At 35.3% G+C, this 13297-nt stretch carries 15 protein-coding genes and 1 tRNA gene; 3 read left to right on the top strand and 13 right to left on the bottom strand.

Going from position 1 to position 13297, the window contains the following annotated elements; all coding sequences use genetic code 11:
- Positions 1–18: 18 nt before the first annotated feature.
- The 9 genes from AB3G33_RS10010 to rocD all read right to left on the bottom strand — a co-directional run bounded on the left by AB3G33_RS10010 (position 19) and on the right by rocD (position 8066).
- A complete protein-coding gene (locus AB3G33_RS10010; protein WP_367752298.1) occupies positions 19–456 on the bottom strand; it encodes a molybdenum cofactor biosynthesis protein MoaE in 438 nt (145 codons plus the stop codon).
- An 11-nt stretch (positions 457–467) separates the two neighbouring features.
- Entirely contained in the window at positions 468–1547 is a 1080-nt protein-coding gene (gene moeB, locus AB3G33_RS10005) for a molybdopterin-synthase adenylyltransferase MoeB (protein WP_367768851.1), read from the bottom strand.
- Positions 1548–1561: 14 nt separating this feature from the next.
- The gene (locus AB3G33_RS10000) at positions 1562–1798 is read right to left on the bottom strand and encodes a MoaD/ThiS family protein (RefSeq protein WP_367768849.1); all 237 of its coding nucleotides are present in this window, start codon (positions 1796–1798) and stop codon (positions 1562–1564) included.
- On the bottom strand, positions 1795–2592 hold the full coding sequence (cobA, locus tag AB3G33_RS09995) for a uroporphyrinogen-III C-methyltransferase (protein ID WP_367768846.1): 798 nt from the start codon (positions 2590–2592) through the stop codon (positions 1795–1797). Before cobA ends, AB3G33_RS10000 begins: the two co-directional genes overlap by 4 nt.
- A 6-nt stretch (positions 2593–2598) precedes the next feature.
- The gene (locus tag AB3G33_RS09990; RefSeq protein ID WP_367768844.1) at positions 2599–3171 is read right to left on the bottom strand and encodes a molybdenum cofactor guanylyltransferase; all 573 of its coding nucleotides are present in this window, start codon (positions 3169–3171) and stop codon (positions 2599–2601) included.
- A gap of 327 nt (positions 3172–3498) precedes the next feature.
- Positions 3499–4245 carry a sulfite exporter TauE/SafE family protein gene (locus AB3G33_RS09985; protein ID WP_367768842.1) on the bottom strand — a complete coding sequence of 249 codons (747 nt, stop codon included), beginning with the start codon at positions 4243–4245 and terminating at the stop codon, positions 3499–3501.
- An 8-nt stretch (positions 4246–4253) separates the two neighbouring features.
- Positions 4254–5426 carry a gephyrin-like molybdotransferase Glp gene (glp, locus tag AB3G33_RS09980; protein ID WP_367752286.1) on the bottom strand — a complete coding sequence of 391 codons (1173 nt, stop codon included), beginning with the start codon at positions 5424–5426 and terminating at the stop codon, positions 4254–4256.
- A 416-nt stretch (positions 5427–5842) separates the two neighbouring features.
- Positions 5843–6805, bottom strand: coding sequence for an arginase (locus AB3G33_RS09975; RefSeq protein WP_367752284.1), 963 nt, complete (start codon positions 6803–6805; stop codon positions 5843–5845).
- Positions 6806–6815: 10 nt separating this feature from the next.
- Positions 6816–8066, bottom strand: coding sequence for an ornithine--oxo-acid transaminase (gene rocD / locus AB3G33_RS09970; protein WP_367768840.1), 1251 nt, complete (start codon positions 8064–8066; stop codon positions 6816–6818).
- A gap of 226 nt (positions 8067–8292) precedes the next feature.
- On the opposite strand from rocD, the gene AB3G33_RS09965 reads away from it, so the two are divergent.
- From AB3G33_RS09965 to AB3G33_RS09955, 3 genes are all read left to right on the top strand, one after another.
- On the top strand, positions 8293–8745 hold the full coding sequence (locus AB3G33_RS09965; RefSeq protein ID WP_367752280.1) for an Lrp/AsnC family transcriptional regulator: 453 nt from the start codon (positions 8293–8295) through the stop codon (positions 8743–8745).
- A 96-nt stretch (positions 8746–8841) separates the two neighbouring features.
- Entirely contained in the window at positions 8842–9615 is a 774-nt protein-coding gene (locus AB3G33_RS09960) for a dienelactone hydrolase family protein (RefSeq protein WP_367768838.1), read from the top strand.
- A 20-nt stretch (positions 9616–9635) separates the two neighbouring features.
- Positions 9636–10652 (top strand): M28 family peptidase, encoded by a 1017-nt coding sequence (locus AB3G33_RS09955; protein ID WP_367768835.1) that lies wholly within the window; start codon positions 9636–9638, stop codon positions 10650–10652.
- A gap of 146 nt (positions 10653–10798) precedes the next feature.
- On the opposite strand, the gene AB3G33_RS09950 is transcribed toward AB3G33_RS09955, so the two are convergent.
- From AB3G33_RS09950 to AB3G33_RS09935, 4 genes are all read right to left on the bottom strand, one after another.
- A tRNA-His gene (locus AB3G33_RS09950) sits at positions 10799–10874 on the bottom strand.
- A 74-nt stretch (positions 10875–10948) separates the two neighbouring features.
- Entirely contained in the window at positions 10949–11665 is a 717-nt protein-coding gene (bshB1, locus tag AB3G33_RS09945) for a bacillithiol biosynthesis deacetylase BshB1 (protein ID WP_367768832.1), read from the bottom strand.
- Positions 11666–11720: 55 nt separating this feature from the next.
- Positions 11721–12806: an isochorismate synthase gene (locus AB3G33_RS09940; protein WP_367768829.1), complete on the bottom strand. Its 1086-nt coding sequence runs from the start codon at positions 12804–12806 to the stop codon at positions 11721–11723.
- A complete protein-coding gene (locus tag AB3G33_RS09935) occupies positions 12806–13243 on the bottom strand; it encodes a PaaI family thioesterase (RefSeq protein WP_367752270.1) in 438 nt (145 codons plus the stop codon). Before AB3G33_RS09935 ends, AB3G33_RS09940 begins: the two co-directional genes overlap by 1 nt.
- Positions 13244–13297 lie beyond the last annotated feature (54 nt).

Below are 13297 nucleotides of genomic sequence, written 5' to 3'. Positions count from 1 at the left end.
TCGAACATCGATCAACGACTACTTCGTATTTGTTTTCCAAGTGAATGCTTCGTTTTCGAATATTTCTTTGCCAAAGATGGGTACGTCTTCTTTTATCCAATTGACAATCGATTCGGTAGCTTCATATACTTGTTTTCTTCTTGTGGCTGATACGAATACAAACAAACAAACTTCGCCAGCTTGCACCACGCCCAAACTATGGTAAATATGCATGCAAATTAAATCGTATTTTTCGAATGCTTTTTCGCGGATGGCGTCTAGCTTTTCATTGGCCATTTCTTCATAAGCGGTGTACTCGATTGCTTTTACCGCTGTATCGCCATGCACATCTGCACGTACTTGTCCCAGAAAAATATTGTGTGCACCAATCGTGTGCTTGCTTTGATGTTTGGCTATGGATTGCCCTATAAATTCAGCCGAAATAGGGCCTTCTATAAATACGGTTTTCTTTCCCATGGTCTATTATTTTAAGAAACAAAAAGCGTTTCGTTAGGTTCAAATTTGGTCATTGCATTCATTCCGCCCATTATACTAAAGGCCGAAATGAACTGATTTTTTCTTAGCAGCGTTACTGCAGTTTTAGATCGAATTCCTGATTGGCAAAAAACAATTATTTTACTTTGGGGATTCAATTGATGTAATTCCTGCTCCAGTTCACTTAACGGAATTTGGATACAATTGGATTGTGCTAATTTTGGAGATTCTTCTAGATTACGAACATCTAGAAAAACAACTTCGGGCTGATTGATTTGCTCCATTGCTACCGAAGTAGGAATTTCAAAATTTCGAGTAGTTGCTACGTTGTATTTATGATCGAAAGTCGTTTTGTCAGTCTTTACAATTTGTTTTTTTGAAAATTCAAATTTTTGTTGATCGCTATTAAGCATATTGTAAACCAGTAATTTACCTGCTAACACTTCTCCTATCCCTAAAACCATTTTTAAAACCTCGTTGGCTTGAAACATTCCTATGATTCCAACGGATATTCCCATCACCCCGGCTTCATTACAGTTCCTCACCGCGGCATTTTCCTCTGGGAATACACAACGATACGTGGGTCCATTTTGATAATTAAATACGGAAACCTGCCCTTCAAATTTATAAACAGAACCATAAACAAATGGTTTCTTGGTAACGCAACAAGCATCATTGATTAAATATTTACTACTTAAATTATCCGTTCCATCGACAATAATATCATACTGCTCGAATAAAGAAAGTGCGTTTTTACCATTTACTCTTTCTACAATCGCATTTATTTTTAAGGTTGGATTCAGCTCCAAAGCCCTATTTTTTGCTTCCTCCACTTTGCTATTTCCTACCGAAGCGGTTTTATAAATCACTTGGCGTTGCAAGTTACTTACTTCAATTACATCTTCATCAATCAATCCTATTTCGCCAATTCCTGCTGCGGCCAAATACGGTAAAACTGCCGCGCCTAAACCACCAAGTCCAATAATCAAAACTTTGGCTTGCTGTAATTTTTCCTGTCCGTTTTCGCCTACTTCAGGAAGAATGAGTTGTCGGTTGTATCGTGTTGTTTCCATATAATTCAGTTTAATCAACCACCCGCAAAAGGAGGCAATAAAGCAACAATATCATTGCTTTCTAAAAGATACGATTGGGTATCTTGAATTATTTTTTGGTTCACTGCAATGCTATAAGAAAGCGTGCTCAATTCGTGTTTTTGATCTAATGTGTTTATTACATCCTGCAACGATTGATTCGAAAAAGAAAGTGCTTCTCCTTCGGTTTTTGCTTTCTCGGCAATGGCACCAAAATATTTTATCGTAATCATGCTATTTCATTTAAATTTTGCAAAATGAACTCGTCTTCCATCTCTTCTTCTTTAACAAAGGAAGTCAATTTTGACGTATGTCCCACCACTTCTCCAATGATAATTATCGCTGGCGAAGCCAATTCTTGTTCTTTAACTAATTCCAAAATAGAGCTTATTTTTCCGCTTACTTTTTTTTGTGAAGCGGTAGTTCCGTTTTGAATAATAGCAATAGGCAAATCATCGGTTCTATTCTTTTGGTATAAAGTTACAATTTCATTTAGTTTATGCATCCCCATCAAGATAACAACTGTAGCAGACGATTGAGAAGCCAAGCTCACATCCTTAGACAACTTATGATCGGATGTTGTTCCTGTAATTACCCAAAAACTTTCGGATACTTTACGTTGCGTTAAACTAATTCCATTAGAAGCAGGCACACCCAATGCGGATGAAATTCCAGGTACAATAGCCGTTTCTAAACCAAATTGCTGTGCGTATTCTATTTCTTCACTTCCTCTTCCAAAAACGAATGGATCGCCCCCTTTCAAGCGCACTACATGTCCGTGTTTTTTCGCCATGACAACAATCAGGTCGTTGATTTGATCTTGACTGTACGCATGACATCCAAAACGCTTGCCTACAAAAACAGCTTCAGCTTGCGGAGCATAACTTAATAATTCTTCGTTCACCAGCGCATCATACAAAACTACATCGGCAGTTTCTAATGCTTTTAAGGCTTTTATTGTAATCAAATCTACATCTCCAGGCCCAGCCCCTACGATGGTTAACTTTGGTGTATGTACTTTTTTCATTTTGCTCTAGGATAAATTGGTATTCAGTTCATTTAATTCGGTAATCGTATTTATATTTCGAAATTGATTGCTTTTATCATCGCCCACTTTAATAATTTGAGCGTCTACATTGTGTATCATTTCCATCATTCTTAAATTAGAATTGACAATAGCGTCTTTTAAAATTGGTAGTACTTTTTTAGAATAAATCCCTATCAAAGGATGAATGCGCTCCCTGTCGGCAAATACTGTAACTGTTGCATTCTCTTGGTGTTTTTCCAGCAACTCTAGTAACAACTCCGTTGAAATTAAAGGAACATCACAGCTAACTATCAAATTTAATTCGGAACTAGAATGTGTCAAAGCCGAATAAATTCCGCCAATTGGCCCTTTGTCCAATTCAATATCTTTTATTTTTTTATACTCCAAATAATCATAATCAGCAGTATTGGTAATCAATTGTATCTCGGTTGCAATGGGCAAAACCGCTTTTATAATGTGCTCAATAAAAGGAATCCCTTGATAAAGTGCCAATCCTTTTTCGGACTGCATTCGGCTACTTTTGCCACCACAAAGAATTGATACTACTATTGTTTTCATTTTTTAAATATTCACTTTAACTTTTTTTATTTCTATTCTTATTCTTTATTCCATAGTTTATAGATATTCAAACCTTCTATTCTCTTGTCTCTTTCATCTTGCCTCTTTCATCTTGTCTCTTTCATCTTGTCTCTTTCATCTTGCCTCTTTCATCTTGCCTCTTTCATCTTGTCTCTTTCATCTTGCCTCTTTCATCTTGTCTCTTTCATCTTGCCTCTTTCATCTTGCCTCTTTCATCTTGCCACTTTCATCTTGCCTCTTTCATCTTGCCTCTTTCATCTTGTCTCTTTCATCTTGTCTCTTTCATCTTGTCTCTTTCATCCTATCTCACGGAAAAATCAACTTCACACTTGCTAACAAAATCACCGTACCTAAAACATATTTCAACGTTTTATTCGAAAAACACCCACTTCCATAATAGGCCCCTAAGATTCCGCCAAGAATCGCTATAGGAACAAAATAAAAACTTTCAACAGGAAACGATTTTCCTCCAAAAACATAACCCGAAATCCCCGCCAATGAATTTACAAAAATGAATAAGCTAGAAATTGCTGCCGCTTCTTTTATCGTTGCCCATCCTAGTAATAAAAGAATCGGACTTAAAATAATTCCGCCCCCTATCCCCAACATTCCTGATAATAGTCCGATTGTGGCTCCACAAGCCAAAGCCAATGGAATATTTATTGCAGTCAGTTCTTTTTCTTTCGAAGAGAAAAACCCTAATAATCGAAAGGCAGCAAAAACAAGTACAACTCCCAATATCACTTTATAAATGGCACTGTCTAATGTTATATAACCTCCCAAAAATGCGGCAGGAACGGATGCTATCGCAAAAGGATAAAAGAGTTTAGGTCGAAAGAAATCCATTTTATAATAAAATAAAAACGATATACTAGAAACAAATAAATTCAACAGCAAAGCCGATGGTTTCATCACCACAATAGGTACTGCAAAAAGAGCCATTAGTGCCAAATAACCCGATGCTCCACCATGACCCACACTAGAATACAGAAAGGCGATAACCGCAAGAGCGATACAAAATAAAAGTAAATGATCTGTTGCTATTAAATCCATTTCTTAAATTAATTAAAGGGAATAATTTGTACTTCGTGATTTTCTTGAATATCTACCACCGTATGCGGCACATAAATAAAACAATTGGCAACCGCAAAAGTGTTCAACATCGCTGAACTCTGACTTTCTAAAACAGTCACACAATCATCATCGTAAAATCCTTTTAAAAATAATGTCTTGCCTGTATTATTCTGAAAATTGGTCGTTATTTTTCGGTTCATTTTTGGCAAATGAATATCCGTGAATCCCAAACGCTTTTTTAACGCTGGTAACGCATACACATAAAAACAAGTTAAAGAAGAAGCAGGATTTCCCGGCAAGGCAAAAACTAATTTTTCTTCTTTTTTACCAAAAAACAAAGGTTTTCCCGGTTTTTGATTTATTTTATAAAACAACTCCTCTACTCCATTTTGCAACAGAGCTTCTTTGACAAAATCATAATCTCCAACGGATATTCCACCAGAAATAAGAATCACATCAAAATGAGCCAAACAACTTTCGACCATTTTTGACGTCGCCTTTAAATTGTCTTTTACTCTAAAAATGGTTGTTTTCTTTATTCCAACTTCTTTTAATGCTGCTTCTAGCATCACCGAATTACTTTCGTATATTTTTCCTTTAGGTAATTTCTTACCCACTTTTACCAGTTCATTACCTGTGACCAAAATCGCTATTTTTGGTTTCGAATACACTTTGATTTCCGAAATGCCCAAGCAAGCAAAAAAACCAATTGCAGCAGGTGTTATAATTGTATTTTTATCTAAAACTAATTTCCCCTTTTCTATTTGTTCCCCCTTATTTCTAACATTTGAGAAGGGAACTGGTAATTTGTCAATATGGATTGAATCTTTAGTTGCAGTGGTATGCTCTTGCATTACCACCGTATTAGCATCATCCGGAACATAAGCTCCCGTAAATATTCTAATTGCTTCGTTTAGTCCTAGTTTTAAATTAGAATAATCTCCTGCTTGCGAACTACTAACCACAGAAAATGTCGACAATTCACTATGTACAAACGCATATCCATCCATTGCCGATTGTCGGAAGGGCGGCATATCTATAGGAGAATAAATGGCTTCCGCCAAAATAAACCCTAGTGACTTACCCACTTTAATTTTCTTGACAGGCATTTTACTACTGTTCTCTGCTATAATCGACAAGGCGTGATCTACTTGAATCATAAAAACTAAATTTTAAAAACTACGTAAAAATACTTACTACAAATATATATAAATCTGTTAAGCTAAAATAGGAATTAACTTTTAAATACAGCGAAATGAATTAAGAGCAATTTATATCGTTTAAATTACGAAAAAGGGAATATAGTGCTCTTGATGCTGGCAAATCTTTAATAAAGAAAAATGAATACTATTAGAAACAAATAATTAGCGAATCCATGGCTAAAAGTTAAAAGCCACCTTTTTTACAGTTTTTCATTTAACTATATAAAGAAGCGGTAAATTAATGACCAACAAATAATTTGCAGTAAAACTCATAATACCAATAAATTAATTTACGAATCCGTGGCTAAAGAGCATAAAAAATCCCCAAAATCTACAACTAGACTTTGGGGATTTATATATTTATAATTAAAAATTTATGCAATCCACAAATCAATTGTTTCTGTGACTTGTTCTAATACTTCAAATGCAGTCTCCGCCATTTTATTTCCTTTGGTATCCAATAAAGGATTTACCTCAACGACTTCTAAACAAACGACTTTTTTACTTTTCACAATTTGATTGATGATTTCAATCACTTCATATTGATCAAAACCTTTAGATACTGGAGTTCCTGTACCATAAGAAATCATATCACAGTCCATGGAATCCACATCAAAAGAAATGTAAATCATGTCACAATTAGCTAATTTAGCCAAGGCTTCTTTTACACAAGTTTGCAAACCTCTGTAACGCACTTCAGCAACCATATAGTTCCTAATTTTCAACTTCTCTATTTGTTTTTCCTCTGCTTCTTCGGTATCGCGAACACCAAAATAGATAAGGTTCCCTGCATCAATTTTAGCACCAGGGCAACCAATATTTTTCATGTCCTCCCAATGTTTTTTGGTTTCCGAAGAAATCTCATTGATTTGACAATCTAAATTATCATCTGAAAGTGCAGCAGACAAAGGCATTCCATGAATATTTCCTGAAGGAGAAGTATAGGGAGAATGCAAGTCGGCATGCGCATCAATCCAAATAACACCTATCGTTTTTTTAGGATAAACCGCTTTAATACCACTTATTGTACCTAGTGCCGAGGAGTGATCTCCAGACAAAACGATGGGGAAATAATTGGCTTCTAAATTATGTTTTACAGCATAACTCACCCTCGTGCATTGTTCTACAACATGCTCGATTCTTTTGGCAAAATCATTTTTATTCTTATCGTAAATACTCTCATTGTGAGTCTTAACATCTTCAAAAGGAAACCGATTAAAATAATCACTATTTTTATTGATAGCAGCAATTTCAATGGCATCCACTCCTAAGTCAGAGCCACGAGTTCCAGCTCCAATATCAGAACGATTTTTAATTAATTTTATAGCTCTTTCCATTATAGTTAGATTATCTGAAATCGTTTAATGCTTGTTCGATAATAGCAAGACACTCATGAATTTGTGATTCGGTGATCACTAATGGCGGTGCCAATCTAATTTTGTTACCATGTGTTGGCTTAGCCAATAAACCATAATCTCTAAATTTCAAGCAAATTTGCCAAGCTAAATCTGATTCTTCATCACAATCAATCACAATAGCATTTAGCAATCCCTTACCACGAACCAATGTAATCAATGGGTTTCTAGCAGCAATTTCATTCAAACCAGTTCTTAAAAGAATTCCTAAAAAGGCAGCATTTTGTGCCAAGTTTTCTTCACGTACCACTTCAAGAGCAGCAATAGCAACAGCAGCTGCAACTGGATTACCACCAAAAGTAGATCCATGTTGACCTGGTTTAATTACATTCATTATTTCATTATTAGCCAAAACAGCAGATACTGGATAAACACCTCCAGAAATTGCTTTTCCTAAAATAAGAATATCTGGTTGTACGTCTTCATGGTTCACAGCAAGTAACCTTCCAGTACGTGCAATTCCTGTTTGCACCTCATCCGCAATAAACAATACATTATGCGCTTCACAAAGTGCTTTGGCTTTTGCCAAATAACCATCTGTTGGTACATAAACACCCGCTTCTCCTTGAATCGGCTCAACTAAGAATCCAGCAATATTAGTACTTGATTTTAATGCTTTTTCTAATGCATCAGTATCATCATATGGTATTTTTATAAATCCTGCTGTAAAAGGACCAAAATTCTTACGTGCTCCTTCATCATTAGAGAAAGAAATAATGGTAGTAGTTCTTCCGTGGAAATTGTTTTCACAAACAATAATTTGTGCTTGATTTTCTGGAATTCCTTTTACTTCATATGCCCATTTTCTACATAATTTCAAAGCCGTTTCTACCGCTTCGGCTCCCGTATTCATTGGTAACACTTTGTCAAAACCAAAGTATTTAGTTATATATTCTTCATAAACTCCCAATTGATCATTATGAAAAGCACGTGAAGTCAACGTCAATGTTTGCGCTTGTTTCACCATAGCTCCCACAATTTTCGGATGACAATGCCCTTGATTTACTGCTGAATAAGCAGATAAAAAATCAAAATATTTTTTTCCATCTACATCCCAAACAAAAACGCCTTCTCCTCTGTCAAGAACAACTGGTAAAGGGTGATAATTATGAGCCCCGTATTTATTTTCTTTTTCTATTAATGCTTCCGATTTTGAAGAAAGTGTTTGATTCGTTTGTTCCATGATGTCTTTTTTTTGCGTTCTTAAAGCACAAATCTACAAATATTTTTTTTATTAAACAATAATAAAAACGTAAATTTGACTTAATATATAGGTATTAAAGTTAATTTTAATTAATAATGATATTAAAAAAGTCATTATAACAAATCTACATTTATTGATTTATAAAAAATAATAACTACATTTAGACCCATAAAAATACGCATTTATAATCAAAAAAATAAATTCCATGGATGTATTAGATGAATTCGACATAAAAATCATCAAAGAGTTAGAAAAAGATGGGCGAATGGCCTATTCTGCAATTGCTACAGCTTTAAAAATCTCAAATACAATGGTTCATCAGCGCATCAACCGTTTATTCGATCAAGGGATAATAACCGGAATCAAACCCATCATAAACGAAAAAAAAATTGGTTACGATTGGGGTGCATTCACCGGAATCACACTAAATAAAGACGAGGATTCCAGCAGAGTTATTGAAGAGTTAAAAAAAATACCTGAAGTAACTGAATGTTATTACATTACTGGTTCTTTTACTTTATACATAAAAATGATTGCTACTGATCATGAACACATGAGAAAATTACTGTATGAAAAAATCGACACCATTCAAGGAATTGCAAAAACAGATTCCATGATAGAACTGGGTTGTGCATTCAAAAGAAACATAAGCCTTTAATCATAATAAAAATAGATTGCCCTAAAAGTTGAAAATGAGTTCCTAATTTAAAAAAATAACAAATAAATTCAGATATTTGTGTAAAATATAACAACTATGAAAAATATAAAGTTTTTAGTTTTAGGAATCTTAATTTATTCTAATGGTGCTTTTGCCCAGTTAAAAGCAGTGACTTATAAAGATGGAGCACAAATTTTAAATGGTTTTGAAATCGCACCTTCAAAAAAAAGCATTCAAAAACCAGGAATTCTGATTCTTCCCGCTTGGAAAGGAATCGATAAAGCATCCAAAGACATCGCCACTAGTTTAGGAAGCTTAGGGTACTATGCCTTTATTGCTGATATCTATGGAGAAGGAAATTATCCTAAAGACAATGCTGAAGCGGGAAAAAGTGCCGGTTATTACAAAACCAACTACACCGAATACCAAAAAAGAATTACACTAGCCTTAAACCAACTTATTAAAGCGGGTGCAAACCCAGATAATATAGTAGTTATAGGATATTGTTTTGGTGGTACAGGTGCATTGGAAGCGGCTCGCGGACATATCAATGTAAAAGGTGTCGTGTCTTTCCACGGCGGATTAGCAAAAGATGCGGCTAGACCTACTGAGCCTATTACTGCCAAAGTTTTAGTTTGTCATGGTGCAGATGATCCTTATGAATCTGCAGCAGAAATTACTGCATTCCAACAAGAAATGCGTGATACGAAAGCCGACTGGCAAATGATTTATTATGCTAATGCTGTGCACGGTTTTACCAATCCTGAATATGGAAATGATAATTCTAAAGGAGCAGCTTACAATGAAAAAGCGGCCAAACGTTCTTTCGAACATTTGAAACTTTTCCTAAACGAAGTCCTAAAAAAATAATAACAACCAATATTTCATAAATGAAAAAAGTAATTTCTTTTTTTGCATTAGCTGTAGCATTCTCATGCTCCAGTGCAAAAACAGCTGTTGAACAAGACAACAGCAACCCTACAAAATACATGAATACTATTACGGCATCTGAATTAAAAACACATCTTTACATCGTAGCTGCCGATTCTATGGAAGGACGAGAAACGGGGTCTACAGGACAAAAGAAAGCCGGTCAATACCTAATCAGTCAATACAAAAAAAATAACATTTCTTTCCCCAAAGGTGCAACTAGCTTTTTTCAAAATGTACCTGCTGAAGCCTTAAACAAAAGATACGGTGACAAATTAAACAGTTCTGAAAATATCTGGGCTTTTATCGAAGGTTCTGAGAAACCAGACGAGGTGATTGTAGTCTCAGCACATTACGACCACGTAGGGGTTAAAAATGGTGATGTGTACAATGGTGCCGACGATGATGGCTCTGGAACAGTTGCCTTATTAGAAATCGCACAAGCATTCGAAATAGCCAAAAAAGAAGGACACGGACCTAAGCGATCTATTCTGTTTTTTCATGCAACTGGTGAAGAGCACGGATTACTAGGTTCCAGTTATTATTCTGAACATCCTTTATTCCCTTTTGAGAACACGATTACCGATATTAATATTGATATGATTGGACGTCGTGATGTTGAACATGCAAACACAAATAACTATGTCTATTTAATAGGTGCAGATCGTTTATCAAGTGATTTGGATGCCATTTGTACTTTGGCAAACGCTAAATACACTAAAATGGATATCGATTACAAATACAATGATCTTGCTGATCCAAATCATTTCTACGAGCGCTCAGATCATTATAACTTTGCTAAACATGGCATTCCATCTGTATTTATTTTCAATGGTGTTCATGCTGATTACCATAAAAAAACAGATACTCCTGACAAGATTGAATACGATGCTTTAGCCAAAAGAACCCAACTGGCATTTACTATCGCTTGGGATCTTGCAAATCGTGAAAACCGACCTGTTGTAGATAAAAAATAAGTAGTACCTATCCTCGCTTATACTAGCGTTACAGTGAGCTAAGTACTTGTGCTAAATAGAAAAGAGCTTTGAAGAAATTCAAAGCTCTTTTCGTTGCCTTTATTCCACAAAAAAAGCCTTGAATTTCTTCAAGGCTTTTGCTTTCTGGGTGGGAGACGGGGCTCGAACCCGCGACCCTCGGTACCACAAACCGATGCTCTAACCAACTGAGCTACAACCACCATTTGCTTAGCGGTGGCAAATATACAACTAAAGTTTACTTCTGCAAAAGTTTTTTTTAAAAATTTACAGCAAATTTACTTCAAATCTCCTAAGCTATTGACTGCCAAATATCTTTCTACAGTAAAACCTTCAGCATGATCTACCCCTGCAAGTCTCCCTAAATCTCTAGAGCGGTAATTCAAGCTTTCTAAGAAGTTTTTGGACGTAATTGGAGATTCGGGTTCATTAGAATCTGGATCATAAAATTGGGAACGGTACGCTAAAATGGATTCGATTTTTTTATCGGTAAATCCAGTTATGTCCACTACAAAGTCAGGCTCGATATTTTTCCATTGAATATAATGATAGACTAACTTAGGTCTCCAAGCTGTTTGCTTTTCGTTATCAATAACTGTTTCTATCTTCATAAGTCCCGATAAAAAACAAGCATCAGAAACCAGCTTACTTCCTTTTCCATGGTCGATGTGGCGATCATCAATCGCATTACACAATACAATTTCTGGTTTGTACTTGCGAATCATTTTTATGATTTCTAATTGATGCTTTTCATCATTGACAAAAAAACCATCACGCATTTCAAGATTTTCACGAACTGAAACTCCTAAAATTTTTCCTGCTGCATTCGCTTCACTATCTCTAATTTCCGCAGAACCTCTGGTTCCTAGTTCTCCTCTTGTCAAATCAATTATCCCAACTGTTTTCCCTAAGGAAATTTCTTTTAATATCGTTCCTGCACAACCCAATTCAACATCATCTGGATGCGCTCCAAAAGCTAATATATCTAGTTTCATTTTTTTTTGTTTAAAGTTTCTTTTGTTTCAGGTTTAAAGTTTCCCATACACCCTTCTAATTTCTAATCAACACTTTCTTCATCGTCATTGATTTATTGATACTTTCATTCCATTCCTTCTCAGGCACGCTATCTTTTGTGATACCGCAACCCATATACAAATAAGCCCTAGTCTCTTTTTTCTTTGAATCCACTTCTACTTGCATGCATCGCAAATTAACAAATAAATCGGTGCTTCCCGAATCAGTAGCAAAACTACAATTCAATTCTCCCAAATATCCTGTATAAAAATCCCTATCATAGTTTTCATTTTCCAAAATAAAGGCTTTTGCTTTTTCTTTGGGCAAACCACAAACTGCCGGTGTAGGATGCAGTAAACAAACTACTTGCTGCAAACTAAAATCAGCATTCAATACGCCTGAAATATCTGTTTTTATATGCCAGATGCTTCCCGCTTTTATACTATAAGGTTTTGAAACTATAACTTCTGTAGCTACATTTTCTAATTTATTAACGATATAATCGGTCACAATTTGTTGTTCTTCCTTTTCTTTATTCTCCCATACAATCTCAGCCAAACCCATGTCTTTTTGAGTACCTGCCAAAGCGATCGTCTCAAAACTATTTTTATTGGCTTTCAATAATTGTTCGGGGGTAGCACCAAGCCACATGCCTACTTTTGGATGGTAAAAACAATACACAAAAGTAGAAGGATATAGCTGCACTAAATTTTCGAAAACAGTTTCAAATTGAAAATCGTCTAGCTCCAGAATCTCTTTTCGAGACAAAACCACTTTTTTAAATTCATCCCTTTCTATAGCTTGGATTCCTTTGCATACTACCTTTTCAAAGTTATTTTTAGCTTCTTCATCCACATTATTACCTATAACTTCAGCAACAATCGCTCTTTTTTTCTCCCAAATAACACTTTCTCTTTTGGACTGATTTTCTGGAATCAAATAGTTTTGATTGCCTTCAAAAGAAGCAAAAACGAATCCCTTTTCGTTAAAATCATTGAGTTTATACAAATCATCATTTTGCTGAAAAAGCCCAATTACGGTATCTGAATTGGGTTTGCAATAGAGTACAAAAGGTAGTTTTTGTGTGAATTGACGCTTGGCTTTATCTAAAATTAATTCCATTATTTACCTTCCATTTTTCTTTTTGGCAAAATCATATTTGTCAATTTACAAAGCGAAATCAAGTTATCACTTTCATCTGTAATGCGTATTTCCCAAAGATGAATGCTACGTCCCTTATGAACTATTTTTGCAGTTGCCGTCACCATTCCGTCTCGTTTTGCTTTCAAATGATTGGCGGAAATTTCTATTCCGCGCACTTCGCTTACATCCGCATTTACGTATAACATCGAAGCAGCACTTCCCACACTTTCAGCCAATGCCACTGATGCTCCACCATGTAACAATCCCATTGGTTGGTGTACTGATGGATTTACTGGCATTGTGGCAACTAGATAATCTTCACCAGCATCTGTATAAGTGATATTTAAAGTGCTCATCAAAGTGTTTTCGGAAATTTGATTGCAATAATTTAGGATTTTATCTTTATCGAAGGTCATATTCTTAGCTTTAAAATGTAAAATTAAATAAAAGATGAGTCATAAAATAACAAA

Source organism: Flavobacterium sp. WC2421 (genome assembly GCF_040822115.1).
Taxonomy (GTDB): Bacteria; Bacteroidota; Bacteroidia; order Flavobacteriales; family Flavobacteriaceae; genus Flavobacterium.
This window is presented reverse-complemented; position numbering and strand designations above follow the sequence as displayed.

Bases quoted from the DNA above. Each gene is read 5' to 3' on its own strand.
- rocD (WP_367768840.1), bottom strand. From the start codon at position 8,066: ATGGAACAAACGAATCAAACACTTTCTTCAAAATCGGAAGCATTAATA.
- AB3G33_RS09940 (WP_367768829.1), bottom strand. From the start codon at position 12,806: ATGGAATTAATTTTAGATAAAGCCAAGCGTCAATTCACACAAAAACTA.
- AB3G33_RS10010 (WP_367752298.1), bottom strand. From the start codon at position 456: ATGGGAAAGAAAACCGTATTTATAGAAGGCCCTATTTCGGCTGAATTT.
- AB3G33_RS09965 (WP_367752280.1), top strand. From the start codon at position 8,293: ATGGATGTATTAGATGAATTCGACATAAAAATCATCAAAGAGTTAGAA.
- AB3G33_RS09985 (WP_367768842.1), bottom strand. From the start codon at position 4,245: ATGGATTTAATAGCAACAGATCATTTACTTTTATTTTGTATCGCTCTT.
- AB3G33_RS09960 (WP_367768838.1), top strand. From the start codon at position 8,842: ATGAAAAATATAAAGTTTTTAGTTTTAGGAATCTTAATTTATTCTAAT.
- cobA (WP_367768846.1), bottom strand. From the start codon at position 2,592: ATGAAAAAAGTACATACACCAAAGTTAACCATCGTAGGGGCTGGGCCT.
- glp (WP_367752286.1), bottom strand. From the start codon at position 5,426: ATGATTCAAGTAGATCACGCCTTGTCGATTATAGCAGAGAACAGTAGT.
- AB3G33_RS09955 (WP_367768835.1), top strand. From the start codon at position 9,636: ATGAAAAAAGTAATTTCTTTTTTTGCATTAGCTGTAGCATTCTCATGC.
- bshB1 (WP_367768832.1), bottom strand. From the start codon at position 11,665: ATGAAACTAGATATATTAGCTTTTGGAGCGCATCCAGATGATGTTGAA.
- moeB (WP_367768851.1), bottom strand. From the start codon at position 1,547: ATGGAAACAACACGATACAACCGACAACTCATTCTTCCTGAAGTAGGC.
- AB3G33_RS09975 (WP_367752284.1), bottom strand. From the start codon at position 6,805: ATGGAAAGAGCTATAAAATTAATTAAAAATCGTTCTGATATTGGAGCT.
- AB3G33_RS10000 (WP_367768849.1), bottom strand. From the start codon at position 1,798: ATGATTACGATAAAATATTTTGGTGCCATTGCCGAGAAAGCAAAAACC.
- AB3G33_RS09935 (WP_367752270.1), bottom strand. From the start codon at position 13,243: ATGACCTTCGATAAAGATAAAATCCTAAATTATTGCAATCAAATTTCC.
- AB3G33_RS09990 (WP_367768844.1), bottom strand. From the start codon at position 3,171: ATGAAAACAATAGTAGTATCAATTCTTTGTGGTGGCAAAAGTAGCCGA.